The sequence below is a fragment of the Psychrobacter sp. CAM01 genome, from assembly GCF_032842965.1.
GTDB classification, from domain to species: Bacteria; Pseudomonadota; Gammaproteobacteria; order Pseudomonadales; family Moraxellaceae; genus Psychrobacter; species Psychrobacter celer.
Window position 1 is genome coordinate 266888 of record NZ_JAWJBL010000008.1, and the last position, 16956, is coordinate 283843.

The 16956-nt window shown below is 48.6% G+C and carries 13 protein-coding genes; 9 read left to right on the top strand and 4 right to left on the bottom strand.

The features are described 5' to 3' along the window. Positions 1–49: 49 nt before the first annotated feature. From gorA to R0I52_RS04845, 3 genes are all read right to left on the bottom strand, one after another. Positions 50–1405, bottom strand: a complete 1356-nt coding sequence (gene gorA / locus R0I52_RS04835) for a glutathione-disulfide reductase (protein WP_317053393.1) — start codon at positions 1403–1405, stop codon at positions 50–52. 142 nt (positions 1406–1547) lie between these two features. Next, complete coding sequence (locus tag R0I52_RS04840) at positions 1548–2000, bottom strand: threonine/serine exporter family protein (RefSeq protein ID WP_075100506.1); 453 nt, start codon at positions 1998–2000, stop codon at positions 1548–1550. A 1-nt stretch (position 2001) separates the two neighbouring features. Further along, the gene (locus R0I52_RS04845) at positions 2002–2817 is read right to left on the bottom strand and encodes a threonine/serine exporter ThrE family protein (RefSeq protein ID WP_317053777.1); all 816 of its coding nucleotides are present in this window, start codon (positions 2815–2817) and stop codon (positions 2002–2004) included. Between the two features lie 158 nt (positions 2818–2975). Between R0I52_RS04845 and R0I52_RS04850 the strand changes: the two genes are divergently transcribed. Together R0I52_RS04850 and R0I52_RS04855 are read left to right on the top strand one after the other, a co-directional pair. After that, positions 2976–3257: a DUF503 domain-containing protein gene (locus R0I52_RS04850; RefSeq protein ID WP_317053394.1), complete on the top strand. Its 282-nt coding sequence runs from the start codon at positions 2976–2978 to the stop codon at positions 3255–3257. Between the two features lie 206 nt (positions 3258–3463). Next, on the top strand, positions 3464–4318 hold the full coding sequence (locus tag R0I52_RS04855) for a M48 family metallopeptidase (protein ID WP_317053395.1): 855 nt from the start codon (positions 3464–3466) through the stop codon (positions 4316–4318). 117 nt (positions 4319–4435) lie between these two features. Here the strand turns inward: R0I52_RS04855 and uvrA are convergent, their stop codons facing one another. Beyond that, complete coding sequence (gene uvrA, locus R0I52_RS04860) at positions 4436–7342, bottom strand: excinuclease ABC subunit UvrA (RefSeq protein ID WP_317053396.1); 2907 nt, start codon at positions 7340–7342, stop codon at positions 4436–4438. A gap of 823 nt (positions 7343–8165) precedes the next feature. On the opposite strand from uvrA, the gene R0I52_RS04865 reads away from it, so the two are divergent. The 7 genes from R0I52_RS04865 to R0I52_RS04895 all read left to right on the top strand — a co-directional run bounded on the left by R0I52_RS04865 (position 8166) and on the right by R0I52_RS04895 (position 16932). Further along, positions 8166–9530, top strand: a complete 1365-nt coding sequence (locus R0I52_RS04865; RefSeq protein ID WP_317053397.1) for an MFS transporter — start codon at positions 8166–8168, stop codon at positions 9528–9530. Positions 9531–9668: 138 nt separating this feature from the next. After that, positions 9669–10271, top strand: coding sequence for a single-stranded DNA-binding protein (gene ssb / locus R0I52_RS04870; RefSeq protein WP_317053398.1), 603 nt, complete (start codon positions 9669–9671; stop codon positions 10269–10271). A gap of 468 nt (positions 10272–10739) precedes the next feature. Further along, on the top strand, positions 10740–11063 hold the full coding sequence (locus R0I52_RS04875; RefSeq protein ID WP_105244013.1) for an H-NS family nucleoid-associated regulatory protein: 324 nt from the start codon (positions 10740–10742) through the stop codon (positions 11061–11063). A 162-nt stretch (positions 11064–11225) separates the two neighbouring features. Beyond that, positions 11226–12056 (top strand): type II secretion system protein N, encoded by an 831-nt coding sequence (gene gspN / locus R0I52_RS04880; RefSeq protein ID WP_317053399.1) that lies wholly within the window; start codon positions 11226–11228, stop codon positions 12054–12056. A gap of 9 nt (positions 12057–12065) precedes the next feature. After that, complete coding sequence (locus R0I52_RS04885; protein WP_317053400.1) at positions 12066–12959, top strand: type II secretion system protein N; 894 nt, start codon at positions 12066–12068, stop codon at positions 12957–12959. A gap of 205 nt (positions 12960–13164) precedes the next feature. Then, positions 13165–15408, top strand: a complete 2244-nt coding sequence (gene gspD / locus R0I52_RS04890) for a type II secretion system secretin GspD (RefSeq protein ID WP_317053401.1) — start codon at positions 13165–13167, stop codon at positions 15406–15408. 516 nt (positions 15409–15924) lie between these two features. Next, on the top strand, positions 15925–16932 hold the full coding sequence (locus tag R0I52_RS04895) for a TatD family hydrolase (protein WP_317053402.1): 1008 nt from the start codon (positions 15925–15927) through the stop codon (positions 16930–16932). The last annotated feature ends 24 nt before the right edge of the window (positions 16933–16956 follow it).

The window sequence follows — 16956 nt, forward strand, 5'->3', positions numbered from 1 at the left end:
AATGAAGCTGCTGTGCTAAAATCAGCACAGCAGCACCTAGCAGTATCTACTAACGCATCGTCACAAACTCTTCTGCACCTGTCGGATGGATGGCGACGGTATTGTCAAAGTCAGCCTTAGTCGCACCCATCTTGATCGCCACTGCAAAGCCTTGCAGCATCTCATCGACACCGTAACCGATGCCATGTAAGCCGATGATTTTTTCTTCCTCACCTAAGCACACCAGCTTCATCACGCACTTTTGGCGATGCTGCGTCACCGCGCTATACATTGAGGTAAAGGTCGAGGTGTAGCATTTGATATTGTCTTTACCATACTGCGCCACCGCATCGATCTCAGATAAGCCAACCGTCCCAATCGCAGGGTGAGTAAAAATCACCGTCGGTACCAGCTCGTATGTTAAATGCTCATCGGTCTTGTCGTTAAACAAGCGCTCAGACAGACGCCTACCAGCGGCGATAGCGACTGGTGTCAGATCAATACTATTTTCGATAATATCACCGACCGCGTAAATACCATCGATATTGGTATTTTGGAATTTATCGACTTTGATTTTGCCAAACTCGGTGGTTTCTACGCCCGTTACCTGTAGGTTGATGTTGTCGGTTGAAGGCGCGCGCCCAATTGCCCAAATCAAGCAATCGACCGTATCAAGCGTGCCATCTTTGGTGAACAGCTCTAAACAGCCATCTTCGTTTTTATTGACTTCGGTGAGTGTGGTGTTGGTATGCAGATGAATACCGTCTTGCTCCATCTCTATCAGCAGCGCCTCGACGATAGTGTGATCAAACGAGCGCAGCGGCGAATGCTGGCGGACATAGAGATGTACCTCAGCGCCGAGACTGTTGAGCACGCCCGCGATTTCGACTGCGATATAACCTGCGCCCGCGATAGCGACGCGTTTGGGCAAATGAGTCAATTTAAAAAAACCATCAGAATCGATGCCGTGCTCTGCGCCTTTGATATCAGGCTTAATCGGATGACCGCCCGTCGCAATCAGGATATGATCGGCAGTGATATGCTCGCCATTGACTTCGACCGTATTGGTATCGACAAACTTAGCAAAGCCTTTGATTACTTCCACGCCGTTTTTGGCCAAATTATTGTCATAAGCGCGGTGGATATTTTGGATATACTGCTGGCGGCTTTGTACCAGCTTTTGAAAGTCAAAGTTTTTTAATTCCACATCAAAGCCATAATCTGGTGCATACTTCTCAATCGCTTCGGCCACTTGCGCGCCGTACCACATCACTTTTTTGGGCACGCAGCCCCAGTTGACGCACGTACCGCCTAATTGTTCCGCTTCGATAATGGCGCATTTTTTGCCGTAGCTGGCCGCGCGGTTGATTGAAGCAATACCGCCGCTACCGCCGCCAATGGCGATATAATCATAATGTTTGCTCATGTTTTATCCTTGTATGTATGATTGATAAGTGCTGTCTTGAGTATTGTCGCGGCAGGGTGCAACCGACCACGGTGGGTATGGTACAACATAAACAGCCGCTATTAAGAGAATGGGCAAAGACCCAACATACTATAAACGATACCTAAACAATGGCGCGACGTCTATAAAATAACAGCCCAGGAATGGACAGACCCAACACCAACCCTGAGGTTACAAACAAGGCCTCAAACAAATACACCATCATTTGGCTAAATAACTCGTCCGAAAAACCAAAATAACCTATCTGTACCATACTCACCATTGCCTTATAAGCGGCGATACCGGGCATCATACAGATGACACTAGGGGAGATCAGCGCTTTGGGCGGTAGGGTGTATTTTTTAGAAAAATATACGCCCAAAAAGCTGGCAAGCATCGCCCCAAAAAAGCTGGCCACCGCCAGATGGACATGCTGATAGACAAGGGCGGTTTTTAGTCCAAAGCCAAACGCCGTCATCAGCAAACACGGCAAAATATAGCGTTTGGGCACGGTAAACATCAGCGTCCAACCAAGAGTGATGATGCATGATAGCGCGACAGTCTCAATGAGCCACATATCAAAACCCCCAATGCTGTATTTGCAGTAACACCAGCGCCATGACGATGCCCACGCACGCGGACAAGGTCAGCATATAAGTAAACACCGCCCGCCCAACGCCGATATTGACATAGCCCTTTAAGATATCGGATAAGGAGTTGATCAAAGGAAAGCTGGGCACCAGTAGCAGTACACTAGAGGCCACCGCAATATCGGCATTATTGCCAATATCAAAATAATAAGTCGTCGCTCCGATTAAGGAAGCGATAAAAGCGGTGGCAATGACGGTGATAAAGGGGTTGAAATGATGCTTGGACAAATAAATACGAGTAAACATCGCCACCATGCCGGCGATAAAGGTCACCCCAGTAATTGCCCAGCTGCCGCCGTTTAAATAGGCAAATGCGGCGCAAGACGCCCCTACAAATATGCCCACCAACCATGTTGGGTACACCGCTTTATCTAGCTCATCAAAGGCAAGGATGGTGCGGTTCGTCAGCTCAGACTTTAGCGTATTGCTACCTAGCTTGCCGCTATTGGTATTGGCTTCGGTTTTATTGATGATTTGCTGGATTTGTACGAGTAAATTGACATTGATGCTTTGGTTAATGGTGTCTCGGGTGGTGGTGATACAGCGCTCATCACAGATGGTGGTCAAGGTAATGGCGTTAAAGTTCAGCGAACATTCGACGCTGTTCATGCCTAAGGCCAGCCCCAAGCGTTTGGATAAATCCACCACCACCGCAGACTCTGCGCCATACTGCATAAGAAGTAATCCGCAGCGCACGCATAGCCGAGTGATGCGCTGCTGCTGTACGTAGCTGATAGAAGTCATGGGTAAGCTGGGCATGTTGGCTACTGTCGCTCTTATGAGGGTTATAAGGGATGAGAAGTAGTGATGACGTATCGATACAGTAAGGTAACGATAGCATAACTTGCGCTATTGATTTGCTACTATTATAAGGCGTAAACCCTTGCCGCAAGGAGAATAAAATGCATATCGCTATCTTAACCCTGACTTTTGCGCTAGCTGGCTGTCGTTCACTTAAAGAAAAACGTCAACGTATGGGCGGCTTGCATGCGCGCTTTGGCAATACGCCAAGCGTCGCCGTCTGTGAGAGCGGTGAGCGTGATCGGCATGACGCCAGCGAGTGGACGTTTGTGATCGTTGGATTATCCAAACGTGAGGTCGAGTCGCAATGTAGTCAAATTGAGGAGAAGATAGAGCGCACGGTAGATGCGCGGGTGATGAATGTGGAGCGGGAGTTTGTTTAGATTAAGTCCGTTATCCATTTTGCCGCAATGAAGAAAAACCTAACTTAGCGGTTAGGATGAGCGTACAATCTTAATATAACCAAACAATAGACTGTTAAATTGATAGACTTTTGTTTTTTACCATGATAATCTCTTTGTGCAATTTAGACACATTAGTTACATATTGGTTACATTGTAATGGTTATGGCTCTCAAATAGGACGTCTGATGACAACGTTTCAAAAAATAAAAAATGCACTATTGCTGACTACGGTTACTACTTTAGCAGGCTGCACCACGGTTGCTGATATTGCAGGATATGATACTGCTACCATGAATATCGATGCGGCAAAAAGCTATTCGCAAGTGGTTTCTAGCGCTCATAGTCAAGGCGCGGTAGACAATACCTCTGCCACCGCCGCGCGAGTAAATCGGGTTTTTCATCGTATGAAGCCCTATGCTATACGCGCTAACACAACAGGGGTGCCCTTTGATTGGCAGGTCACTGTGATACGCTCGCCTGAATTAAACGCTTGGGCAATGCCTGGTGGTAAAATGGCATTTTATACCGGTATTGTAGAGAAGCTACAGTTGACAGATGCAGAGATCGCGGCAATCATGGGACACGAAATGACCCATGCGTTAGCTGAGCACAGCAAAAAGGATGCTGGGCAAAAAATTCTGACAAGCCTAGCACTTCAGTTAGGGGGTGCTGCGATACAGGCGGAAACAGGGCTGAGTAATGAGGCGCTGGGTTTGATTAGTGACTTTGGAATTGATAAGCCGTTTTCTCGTAGTCAAGAATCACAAGCCGATGCAGGTGGCTTACGTTTGATGGCGCAAGCAGGCTACAATCCAGAAGCTGCCATTGCAGTATGGAAAAAAATGGAAGCGGCAAATGGTCGCAGCAACACCTTAGTCACGTTGATGTCTACGCATCCAAACTCAGGGCAGCGTATCGCCAAAATTCAAGCACTGCTACCTGACGTGATGCCGATTTATCAAGCCGCTGTAAAAGCGCCGACCAATACCATGAGTGGCACCACGACTGGGGTAGTGACTCGGACGATTAAACATAAATAAATCAGTACATAACATCAAAAAGGGTAAGTCAAACTGAACTGTCCCCATAAGTTAGTTGTATCCAACTTATGGGGCAGCTCAAAAGAGCAGCCGTTAAATAACAACTAAAAGTAAAACTTAACCCGCCTCAGACACCGCCTGCGTAAGCATCGGCTTTAAAAACTCACCAGTGTATGAGCCTTTGACTTCTGCCACTTTCTCAGGCGTACCTTCAGCGATGATCATGCCGCCGCCTTTACCGCCTTCAGGGCCAAGATCAATCACCCAATCGGCAGTTTTGATGACATCCAAGTTATGCTCGATGACCACGATGGTGTTACCTTTATCACGTAGCGCATGCAGGATATTAAGCAGCTTGTCGATATCATGGAAATGCAGGCCAGTGGTCGGCTCATCCAAAATATAGAGCGTTTGTCCCGTGTCACGCTTGGCCAGCTCACGCGCCAGTTTGACTCGCTGCGCTTCACCGCCTGATAGGGTAGGCGCGGATTGACCTAGGCGAATGTAGCTTAGCCCCACATCCATCAGCGCTTGCAGACGACGATGAATCGCAGGAATGGCTGAGAAAAACTCAGTGGCATCCTCCACCGTCATCTCTAGCACATCGGCGATGGTTTTGCCTTTATAGTAAATCTCTAGCGTCTCGCGGTTATAGCGTTTGCCGTGGCAGCTATCACACGGCACATACATATCTGGTAAGAAGTGCATCTCAACTTTAATCAGGCCATCGCCCTGACACATCTCACAGCGTCCGCCTTTGACGTTGAAGCTAAAGCGGCCGGGTTTATAACCACGGGCGCGCGCCTCAGGCGTTTGAGCAAACATTTCACGCACAGGGGTAAACACGCCAGTATAAGTGGCAGGATTTGAGCGCGGGGTACGACCGATTGGGCTTTGATCGATATCGACCATTTTGTCCAAATGCTCAAGCCCGCTGATGCTGTCATGCTTATCCGCGATAAGGGTAGACGCATTGTTTAACTGAGTCGCTGCGATCGGCATCAAGGTGCGGTTGATCAAGGTTGATTTGCCCGAGCCGGATACACCAGTGACACAGGTCATCACACCGACTGGTAAGCTCAGATCGACGCCTTTTAAGTTGTTACCTGACGCGCCTTTTAGCTCGATTGTCATTGGCACCTGCTTTGGTTTGGCTTTACCTTTGGTCTCAACTTCCATGGTCTTGGCTTTATGCCGTACTTTGGGAATCTCGATTTTTTTCTCGCCAGACATATATTGTCCGGTCAGCGAGTCTGGGGTCGCCATGATCTCATCGATCGTACCTTGGGCGATGATATGACCGCCATGCACGCCTGCGCCGATACCGATATCGATGACGTGATCCGCTTGACGAATCGCATCTTCGTCATGCTCAACGACCAGTACCGTATTACCCAAGTCACGCAGGCGCGTTAAAGTTTTCAGCAAGCGGTCGTTATCGCGTTGATGCAGACCAATGGACGGCTCATCGAGCACATACATAACGCCCATGAGACCGGCACCGATTTGGCTGGCAAGACGGATACGCTGTGCCTCCCCGCCCGATAGCGTCTCAGCAGAGCGAGCAAGGGTCAAATAATCTAGCCCGACACTGACGAGGAAGTTTAAGCGCTCATTGATTTCTTTAAAGATTTTTTCCGCCACTTCGCCTTTATGGCCGCCAATTTTTAAGGTTTTATAATAGTCAGCGGCATCACCGATAGATAGCTTGACGATATCGGCGATGGTCTGCTCATCGACACGCACGTTGCGCGAGATTTCATTGAGGCGCGCGCCATCGCAGACGTTACAAGTGGTGTCAGCCAGATATTTTGCTAGCTCATCACGCACAAGGTTACTTTGCGTTTTGGCATAACGGCGTTCAAGGTAGGGTAATACGCCTTCAAATGGTACCGTCTTATTGGTCTTGCGCCCGCGCTCATCGGTGAAGTTAAAGCTCAGTTTTTCTTTACCAGAGCCGTGCATGATGATGTCTTGTTGCGCTTTTGGCAGTGCTTGCCACGGCGCATCCATATCGATGTCAAAGTGCTTGCAGACGGTAGAGAGCAGGCCAAAATAATAGGCATGACGCTTGTCCCAACCATTGATTGCGCCTTGGTTGAGCGATTTTTCATGATGAGTGATGAGCTTTTCGGCAGCAAAATATTGCCGTTTACCCAGACCGTCACAGCTTGGGCAAGCGCCGTACGGGTTGTTAAAACTAAACATCCGCGGCTCAAGCTCAGGCACGGCTCGGTCACAGACAGGGCAGGAGTGCTTGGCTGACATCACTTGGTCGTCAGCACTGTCTGCGTTTGGGTTGCCATCCATAAAGTGTAGTGTGACCAGACCTTGGCCTAAGCGTAGGGCAGTCTCCAAACTTTCGGCGACGCGGTTACCCAAATCGTCACGGACTTTAAAACGATCGACGACGACTTCGATGGTGTGTTTTTTCTTTTTATCGAGCGTGGGTAGCTCGTCGGTATCATAGACGTCGCCATCGACACGCACACGGACGAAGCCTTGCCCAATCAATTGCTCAAGTAAGACCGTATGTTCGCCTTTGCGCTCACGAATCACAGGAGCCAGGATCATAAGCTTGGTATCTGTCGGCAGCGCCATGATCTGATCGACCATCTCAGTGACAGACTGCGCCACCATGGGTTCACCATGCTCAGGGCAATAAGGCGTGCCGATACGGGCATAGAGTAGGCGCAGATAGTCATAGATCTCGGTGATGGTACCGACCGTCGAGCGCGGGTTGTGGTTGGTGGATTTTTGTTCGATCGCAATTGCAGGGGAGAGTCCCTCGATGCTATCGACTTCTGGTTTTTCCATTTGTGAGAGAAACTGACGCGCATAGGCAGACAGGCTCTCGACATAGCGGCGTTGCCCTTCAGCATACAAGGTGTCAAACGCCAAGGACGATTTACCAGAGCCAGATAAACCTGTGATTACCACGAACTTATCGCGCGGGATGTCCAGATCGATGTTTTTTAGGTTGTGCGTGCGGGCGCCGCGTATTGCAATGTGGTCATTTGCCATCGGTGATAGGTTTCCTATTTGCTAAAGTGATGGATAAAAATACTGATGTATAAGAAGTAGTGAGCGCAACCTACATTTAAACCAGCCATGTAAAACAGCATCCCAGTCGCGCTATATTATTTTTAAAGTGTATGAGGGTCAAAATAGTGACGCAAAAGATAGCTGGTTTTTATAAACAGCGTTTTTGTAAGCTATGTTTTTACGATAACTATTTACAAGCGATTTATAAGCGATGCTTTTATAGATGATACGCTTTTTTTATTGCTTCGGTTTTTATAGTGTCTTTGTCAGGCCTCGCTGCGATTTTTACGCTATTTTTTAGTGGGTGCTTTTTCGCGCGCGTTTTTTATAAGCTGAGTAATCTTTAACGAAACCGTTTAAGGCCGCTAAACCATCTAGGCCGTTTTTATCTCACAAGTTTTGTTAGGCTTAGCCAATCTAAAGCAAATCTGTGTTACGTAACAGGTATCCTTTGTTATGGTTTTGACCAGTACGCTTGTCTTAGTCAGTACTTAATGGCTCAAGCGAATCCGCAACCTTATTGATAACGTTGTACTTTATTGTCATGATGCGTGCATTATTCAAGGCAAAAAGCCGCTAGAGACGTACTTGGTAACAAAAAACAAAAGTCTCGGCAACCAAACGGCGAATGTCTTATACTAGGGGCCTTAATTTAGAGGGCTTGATTTGTAGGCGAATGCCCTGATAGATCGACTGTGATATTGATATATGGCTAATCTATTTTAAAATAAGTATAGACCTACTGGTCGTCATTTTTAGAGTGAATCGACTATATCAGCAATGATAAACCTGTGAGGCAAGTATGAATAGCGTAGAAAAACGGGCAATCCTCGGGGTCGGCGGCATCTTTGCCCTGCGTATGATTGGCCTGTTTATGATTGTGCCTGTGTTTTCGGTGTATGGCGACAATTATGCGCATGCTACGCCGTTTTTGATTGGTTTGGCGGTTGGGGTTTATGGGCTGGGTCAGGCGATTTTTCAGATACCGATGAGCCTTGCTGCTGACAAGTTTCCGCGTAAGCCGATTATCTTTTTGGGTCTGATATTGTTTGCTTTGGGCGGTATGATTGCAGCCAACGCCACCGATATTTATGAGGTCATCATCGGTCGGGCGCTGGCAGGAAGCGGTGCGGTGTCGGCGGTATTGATGGCGCTACTCGCCGATGTCACGCGCGAGGAGATGCGTACCAAAGCGATGGCGACGATGGGCTTGACCATTGCCACCTCTATTATGTTGGCCTTTGCCTTTGGTCCTTTATTGGTGGGGTCGCTTGGTATGTCAGGCTTGTTTTGGCTGACATCGGGTTTTGCAGTATTGGCAATGATGCTACTGTTTGTGGTGCCGACGCCGCTACGAGTGCTCAAACATAACTTGGACAACAAATCTATCGGTCAGCAGTTGGCCAGTGTGCTAAAAATCGGCGATTTAAACCGTCTGCATATCAGTATTTTTGCGCTACACCTGACTATGACGGCGATATTTGTTCTTTTGCCGCATCAGCTCTCTGAAGTGCTGGGTTTGTCGGTTCGTCAGCAGGGCTTGGTGTATTTGCCACTGTTGTTTATTGGTTTTGCGGTGGCGATACCCTTTATTATTATCGCAGAAAAAAAGCGCAAAATGCGTCAGGTGTTTTTGGGTGCGATTGGCCTGATGACCGCGGCACTGGCGTTACTGGCGCTGGGTAGCCATGTGGGCGTTGGGATTGTTTTGGGTTTGCTCTTATACTTTATGGGCTTTAACTTGCTTGAGGCGACGATACCGTCTTGGATATCCAAGCGTGCACCAGTCGCCAATAAAGCCACAGCAATGGGACTAAACTCATCCAGTCAGTTTTTTGGTGCATTTGTCGGCGGGGCGCTGGGCGGCTTACTCTTGACGCAGCCAAATTTGCTGGCATGGGGCGTACTGGCGCTGATTATGGGCGCGGCGCTATTACTGATATTTCCGATCGCCCAGCCGCCGTATCTATCAAGTACCACCATTACCATTCCTAAAAACATCAATATCCAAGACTGGTCGCGACAAATGCTGGCGGTAGATGGCGTAGATGAGCTGGTGGTGATGGCAAAAGAGCAGGTAGCCTATCTTAAGCTGGACAAAACCCAGCTCACCGACGACTCGCGACAAGCACTGTCGCATCTGGCACAAAGCCCACTAGATATTTAAATAAAAATTGGTTAAAGTAAAATCAAATTACTGTAAAATCGTATTGTCGATAGCATTAACGATGATGGGGCACATTGGCTTCATTGAATCATAATAGATACGATTCACTAAATTATTCATAAATAAAAGGACGGTACCATGCGCGGAGTTAATAAAGTTATCATCATCGGTAACCTTGGAGCAGACCCTGAGGCGCGTCAGTTTAACAACGGTGGTAGCGTGACCAATATCTCGGTTGCGACATCAGAGCAGTGGACAGACAAGCAAAGCGGCGAAAAAAGAGAAGCAACTGAATGGCATCGTATCTCACTCTTTAATCGTCTAGGCGAGATTGCAGCGCAGTATCTTCGTAAAGGCAGTAAGGTCTATATCGAGGGCAGTTTGCGCACGCGTAAATACCAAGACCAAAATGGTCAAGATCGCTATATCACCGAGATTCGCGCTGAGCAAATGCAGATGCTCGATGGCGCCAGCGGTGGCGGTCAAAGCCAAGGCGGGAGCTATGGTAATCAAGGCGGCCAAAACAGCTTTGGTCAGCAAGGCGGCTACAACCAAGCGGGCGGCGTGGCAGCTCAAGGCATGGCGCAAGGCAGTAATCAAGGGGGTTATAACAATCAAAATGCTTATAACAACCAAAGCAACCCTCAGCAAAACCCATTCAATCAGCCAGCGCAAAATGCCTCTCAGCCTAAGCCAACAGCGATGCCTGATGGTCCAGTCGATGATGATATTCCGTTCTAGGAATACGTAATCTAATAATGTCGATTAAATCAGAAGGGGTCTATATCAATAGACCCTTTTTTATATCTGTTTTTATTATTGAAGTTTTTTATTTTAATAAAAAAAGTTTGTTCGTTATTAAATGCGATTGTTTATAAGATTAAGAAATAATTGGGAGTAATAGCGAATTAAAAATTTACTTAAGTTTACTGTCTGCTGAGCCTATACAAAAACGTATAAAAAACTACTGTTGTGATAAGCGATGTTTTTGTTTATATTACTTTTACGGATAAGTTTTATGACCCAAAACCTTTCTTGGTTTGAGTATGGCGATATCGAGCTATTTTAAATCAGATGACATTGAATGGGTTTATAATCTTAACGCCGTTATCATATGATTAAGTGCTAACTCAGATACTGAGTCAGTTACGTCCTTAATGATTCATGAGATCATTGAGATTGTTATTTTATTATAGAGTTGGATTTATTATGACTAAAAATAGTGCTATTGATTTAGATAGTTTAGGCGTTGATGAGCTACGTGCCATTACCGAAAACGCTCAGCAACTTATCGCTAAAAAACAGCATCAGCGTTTATATGACGCTTATATGCAGTTCGAAAAAATTGCAGAAGACAGCAATACCACTATCGAAGAGATTTTAAAAGCCGGTGAGACGCTGGAGAAAAAACGCAGTATTAAATACCGCAATACCGACAACAGCGAAGAGACGTGGACGGGCCGTGGCCGCAAGCCTACCTGGTTGGTAGAGGCGTTGGCCGCAGGTCGCAAACTTGAAGACTTTGCTGTTTAATTAGCACAGCCAGCGTCTGGTTGCTGAGCCAAGCATCAGATAAAAGCCAGTATCTTTTTTGCCAGTCTTTTGGTAAAAAGATACTGGCTTTTTTTCTGTCATCTGTATGCCATTGTTTGTTATGATAATGACGTTTTTGTCTTATATAAGAGTTATCACACTGTGCCCCAAGTATCTGCGTCGTCTCATAAGCGTCCCCGTAAGCTGTGGTGGCTCGTTGGGCTGGTGCTCTTTGCGCTATTTGCGGTACTGCAAATGCCTGCCGCATGGGTGCTCAACAAGTATGCGCCAGATACGCCTTATGTGCAGCACGTATCGGGCAATCTCTGGCAAGGGTCTGCTATTTGGCAGATGCCTGTGGCAGCAAGCTCGCTTACGGGGACAGCCGACTGGTCATGGCAGCCTTGGCAGTTGCTGCTCGGTAAGCTCGGTGCCAAGGTTGAGATCCAATCAGAGCAAACCCGCCTGCATGGGCAAGTAAAAATAGGCTGGCACTCGTGGCAGGTAGATAATATGAGTGGCAAAATTGCCCCGTCCACCCTTGCCGGTATCATCGATTGGCAACTGCCCAATACACCAATTCAGGTCAATAATGTCTCGCTCAAACGCCAGACAGCTAGCGGTACCACCGCCGATGAGTCAGCGACCAGCGCCAAGGCGGCAGGCTTTAGCCAAGCAGATGGTCAGCTTACGTGGGTGGGTGGCGAGGTTGGCTATCCAAGTGGCGGGAAGGTATTTTATATCACTATGCCTGCGCTGCGTGCTGAGCTGAGCGCTGAGCAAAAAAACAACAAAAACCTTTTGCATATCAATCTACTAAACCAACAAGATAAGCGCTTGGGTGACTTATATATCGATGGCGATAATATGCTAGATGTCAGTTTGACCCAACGTCTGCTAGAAAACATGCCCGACTATAAAGGACAAGCGCCGCAAGATACACCAGTCGTCAGTGTGCGTCAGCCGTTATTGGCTGGTTTGGGGGCGCAGTAAATGCTGAATATGAGCGCAAATCTCAAGCCTGTCCTCAATATCCTAAATCGTTTTTCGGGTTGGTTGCTGTTTTTGGCCATGGTATGGCTGTGCTGGACAGCGGCGCGGTTGTTTTGGCTCTTGCTGGCGGCACCGCTCGCACCAGCCTTGCCCTTAGCGCCATTACAAAGCAGCACGGCTTCAGGCAATGACAACGCAGGTTTGTTTGCGATCTTCGCTGATCCTGAGCCGAGTGCAGCGCCTGCACAGCCGCCCCCAAATGTCGAGTTAAAAGGGGTGCTGCTCGCTATGCCAGAGAGCCAGTCATCGGCATTACTCGATGTCAATGGTGAGGTAAAAAACTATCGTATCGGTGATACGTTGACAGGTAGCGACTATGCATTGGTGGCCGTCGATTGGAATGCTGTCGTCATCGCTGATGCCTTTGACAAGCAAACTGTGATTAGAATGGTTGAGGCGATGGCGCTGGATCAAAGCGATAACATAGCAGGCGCTGTGAGCAACCAGCGTTTGCCAGATCATACGATGTTGCCCACCGCGCCGCTGCCAGCTGATATAAATAATGAGGCGGCCATGACAGGCAGCGACGCTCGTGCCAGTAGTCCGCAATCAGCCATCGCCGAGGCGATCAACGAGCTGCAAGATAACCCCGCCAGCTATCTGAGTAGAATGGGGGTAATGGCATCAGGAGAGAGCTATCAAGTGACGGCGGCGATGCCAGCGCAACTGCGTAATCGCTTGGGTCTTGAGCCAGGGGACAAGGTCATCACGGTCAATGGGCAAAGTGTGGGCAACAATCCTGCCCAAGACGCGGGCATATTGCAGCAAGTCCAGCAAACTGGCGAGGCGCAGATACAAGTGCAGCGCGGCGAGCAAGTGATCACCATTCGTCAGCAGTTTTGATGCCATCTAACAGGTTGCGGCAAGGTTGCGACTTTGGATTTATCGCATTTATAGTAAGCCCATCACCAGATGGATTAGGCGTTCGCTCAGTTGTATCGTTGTGTTTGAGTCTTCACGCTCACATAGTGGTTTTAAATGCTGGCTAGGTAGGTTTTGACCTAAAGCCAGTACATATTTAGCAATATCACTGCAGGTAATTATCAATATGGTCAGTTCTCACAAATTTTCAGTCACACCTTTGCAGCGTATTATGCAGCGTCTGATGCGTATGTGTCGTCCTTTATGTCTGGCGATACCGCTATGGGCTGCCAGTACAGGGATTGCGAGTGCTGAGAGCTGGAAGGTCAACTTACAAGACGCTGATATCAAGGCGTTTATCAATGAAGTGGCGACCATCACCAATCAAAATTTCGTCCTCGACCCGCGTATCAATGGCAATGTAACGGTGATTTCAAACAAAGCCTTATCACGTGATGAGATTTACCAGCTGTTTTTGAGTGTGATGCAGGTCAATGGCATTGCCGCGATTGATTCTGGTACGACGGTCAAGCTGGTGCCTGATAATGTCGCCAAGCAATCTGGCGTCGCCGTCGATTTGCGCGGAGATAGTGTCGGTGAGTCTTTGGCCACACGCGTGATTTATCTGACCAATACTCAGGCTGCAGAAGTATTGGGCGTCATTCGGCCCCTGATGCCGCAGTCTGCCCATGCTGCTGCGGTACCTGGTGTCAATGCGCTGGTGTTGTCTGATCGCGCCGATAGCCTCAATCAGCTGACGGCGCTCATCCGCGATTTGGACAGCAATGTCAATGATAGCTTGCGCGTGATACCGTTACGCCATGTCGATTCTGAGCGTATGATGGAGCTGATCAGTGCATTGGTCTCTAGTGCAGGCAGCGGGCAAGCACAAGGCGGTAGTAATCAGCTGAAGGTGATTGCTGATAGTGCCAGCGATAGGCTATTGGTCAAGGGTAGCCCTGAGATGATCGCCAAAGTACAAGAGATGGTAAATCAACTAGATACCACGCCTAGCAGGCGTCTTAGCGGCTTACGGGTCTTTCGTCTAAAGTATGCCAGTGCCAGTCATATTGCAGAGATGCTACGCGGACTGCTGGCCAATCAGTCGATCAATAGTGCAGGGGCGACCTCTACTTTAGAATCTGCCTCCCTAAACGACGCCAGTAGTGCCGGGGCAGGACTGAGCAGTGCTGCCAACGATACCAGTACGAATAGTACGGCTGCATCGGCGTTGTCTTCTGCAGGCGCTGGTACTGGCAGCGCCAGTGCAAATGGTCGACCCTTTAGTATCATCGCTGATGAAACCCAAAACGCCGTTATCGTCAACGCCGCCCCTGAGCTGATGTTTGAGATCGAAGATGCCGTCAACCAGCTAGACAGTCGCCGCGCGCAAGTGTTGATTCAGGCAGCGATCGTCGAAGTCTCAGGCGATGATGCTACCCAGCTTGGCGTACAGTGGGCGCTGGGCAATGCCAATAGCGGCTACGGTGTGGTCAACTTCAATAACGTAGGCGCTAGTGCCACATCACTTGCCGCCGCCGCTTTAGCAGGTGGGTCGAGTATCAGTGCCGCTGCCGGCTCGATAGCAGGCGCGTTGGTCGGTATCGGTGATAGCAGCAAAGACAGCCAAGGCAACACTCAGTTTTATGGCGCAATCTTACAAGCGCTTGACTCGACGACCAGTGCCAATCTGCTGTCGATGCCTTCTATCTTGACGTTGGACAACGAAAAAGCCAGTATCTTGGTCGGGCAAAACGTACCCTTTGTCACAGGTTCTTATACGACCAGTGGTAACTCCTCGACCAATCCTTTTCAGACCATTGATCGTCAGGACATCGGTATCAACCTCAATGTCATTCCGCATATCGGTGACAATGGCACGGTACGCCTTGAGGTCTCACAAGAGGTTTCATCGGTGGTGCCTGGCAGTACTGGCAACGCGAGCGGACTGATTACCAATAAAAGCCTGATTAATACCACGATTTTGGCAGACGATCAGCAGACTATCGCTTTAGGTGGCCTGATGCGTGACAACACTACCACCCGCCAACAAAAAGTCCCAGGGCTGGGCAATGTCCCTGTGATTGGTCGGTTGTTTCGCTCAGACAACGACAGCACCCAAAAAAGCAATCTAATCATATTTTTGCAGCCCACCATCTTACGTGATGGCGGTGCGGTCGCGAGTGTCACTGAGCGTAAATACAATCAGATGCGCGTGCTACAGCTGGTCATTGATAAAAACGGCACAATCAAACAGTTGCCCCTGAGTGGTACAGAAGGCTGGAATGGCGATGTCAGCGCCGACTATGAACTGATGCCGCTCAACCCTCTCGTACCCAAGCGCGATCAAACCCCAACTGCTGCGCCGCAAGGCTTTACAAAAGTAGACAGCCCAAGTAGCGGTATCACCACCTATCCGTTAAAGCGCTGATGGCAGATGGTAGCTGGTTTTTAATTCACCAATTTTTTAATTCACTATCATCAATCCGGCATAAAGCGAACGCGCTTACGAGGCCGGATCATGATGTAATCACGCACATAACATCGTACATTAGCTTGCGCATTCATAACACAGATACACATAGCACACTTGATATCGCCGTATAATAATGGGTAATAAGTAATTTTTGGTATCAATTACCAAAAAACTAAGCAAGTATCAAGAGCAGCTATCATGTCAGAGCATCAAAATGACCAAGCATAAAGACAACAAGCATAGAGACAATAAGTACAAAGACCATAAACAGACAACAAAAAAATGGCTGGCATTGGGGCTAACCGCGGCGGCTTTGTTACTTATCCCTCGGCGTAGTAGCCGACAGTCTGACACGAGCTGCCATGAGGGCTGCGCAGACCACTTATGACATGCCCGAATCAAGCGGCGATACAAAAAACCAAGATAAAGATAGCTGCCAGAGACCCAATGCGTGCCGTGGAGTGACGAATTATGACCGCTAGCGATTCATCAACCCTGAGCCATGACCATGAGAGGATATCTACTATCTACCCGCTCATCGATACGCACACGCACTTTGATGCGCCTGTATTTGACCATGACCGCATAGCACTTGCGCAACAAGCCTATGAGCGAGGGGTGCGTCATTTGGTACTGGTGGGGTATTTGGCGCGTCATTTCGAGCGTATGTATGAGACCAAGCACGCACTCACGGCGACTGATGCAGCTCAAGATAAAGACTGGGATAATTGCGACCACCCGCCGATGCCTGTCACGCATATTGCGTTAGGTTTGCATCCTTTTTATATTGAGCAGCATACTGACCAGCACTTAGCGGATATGGCTCAGATGCTGGAGCAGCAGCGTCCTATTGCCATCGGTGAGATTGGACTAGATACGTTTACAGATGCCATGAAAGTCCCTGCCGTGTTTGCCAAGCAGCAGCAGTTTTTTTGCGCACAGCTGGACATGGCAGTGGCGCATCAGTTGCCTGTGATGTTGCATATCCGTAAGGCGCATGCAGAGGCACTGGCTATTTTAAAAGCGCACGACTACGACGCGCAGCAGCTCGGTGGTATCGCTCATAGCTTTAGCGGCGGCGAGCAAGAAGCCAAGGCTTTTGTCAAACTCGGTTTTAAGCTGGGAGTGACAGGGCAAGTCACCAATCCCAATGCCAAAAAACTGCGCCGTGCGATTAGTGCGGCGGTAAAAGAGCATGGCATCAGCTGTTTGGTGTTAGAGACGGATTGCCCTGATATGACGCCCATCATGTGTCAGACAGCAGGTGACAGCGCATCGGCATTAGGCCAATCTCCAGATGATGAGTGGGGCGCGACGTCTACTGCAGGATGCGCTCACAATAGGAACGTACCGGCCAACTTGCCATGGGTGCTGGCGAGTCTCAGTGAGCTGCTTGAGATACCCATCGAGGAGCTTGCCAAACAGTTATGGCAAAACAGCAATGATGCTTTACAAACGCATTGGCCTTATCCCGTATAATGGGGTAGAAAATCAAGCATCATG

Bases quoted from the DNA above. Each gene is read 5' to 3' on its own strand.
- R0I52_RS04895 (WP_317053402.1), top strand. From the start codon at position 15,925: ATGACCGCTAGCGATTCATCAACCCTGAGCCATGACCATGAGAGGATA.
- R0I52_RS04850 (WP_317053394.1), top strand. From the start codon at position 2,976: ATGCATATCGCTATCTTAACCCTGACTTTTGCGCTAGCTGGCTGTCGT.
- R0I52_RS04855 (WP_317053395.1), top strand. From the start codon at position 3,464: ATGACAACGTTTCAAAAAATAAAAAATGCACTATTGCTGACTACGGTT.
- gorA (WP_317053393.1), bottom strand. From the start codon at position 1,405: ATGAGCAAACATTATGATTATATCGCCATTGGCGGCGGTAGCGGCGGT.
- gspD (WP_317053401.1), top strand. From the start codon at position 13,165: ATGGTCAGTTCTCACAAATTTTCAGTCACACCTTTGCAGCGTATTATG.
- R0I52_RS04840 (WP_075100506.1), bottom strand. From the start codon at position 2,000: ATGTGGCTCATTGAGACTGTCGCGCTATCATGCATCATCACTCTTGGT.
- R0I52_RS04885 (WP_317053400.1), top strand. From the start codon at position 12,066: ATGAGCGCAAATCTCAAGCCTGTCCTCAATATCCTAAATCGTTTTTCG.
- ssb (WP_317053398.1), top strand. From the start codon at position 9,669: ATGCGCGGAGTTAATAAAGTTATCATCATCGGTAACCTTGGAGCAGAC.
- R0I52_RS04845 (WP_317053777.1), bottom strand. From the start codon at position 2,817: ATGACTTCTATCAGCTACGTACAGCAGCAGCGCATCACTCGGCTATGC.
- uvrA (WP_317053396.1), bottom strand. From the start codon at position 7,342: ATGGCAAATGACCACATTGCAATACGCGGCGCCCGCACGCACAACCTA.
- R0I52_RS04875 (WP_105244013.1), top strand. From the start codon at position 10,740: ATGACTAAAAATAGTGCTATTGATTTAGATAGTTTAGGCGTTGATGAG.
- R0I52_RS04865 (WP_317053397.1), top strand. From the start codon at position 8,166: ATGAATAGCGTAGAAAAACGGGCAATCCTCGGGGTCGGCGGCATCTTT.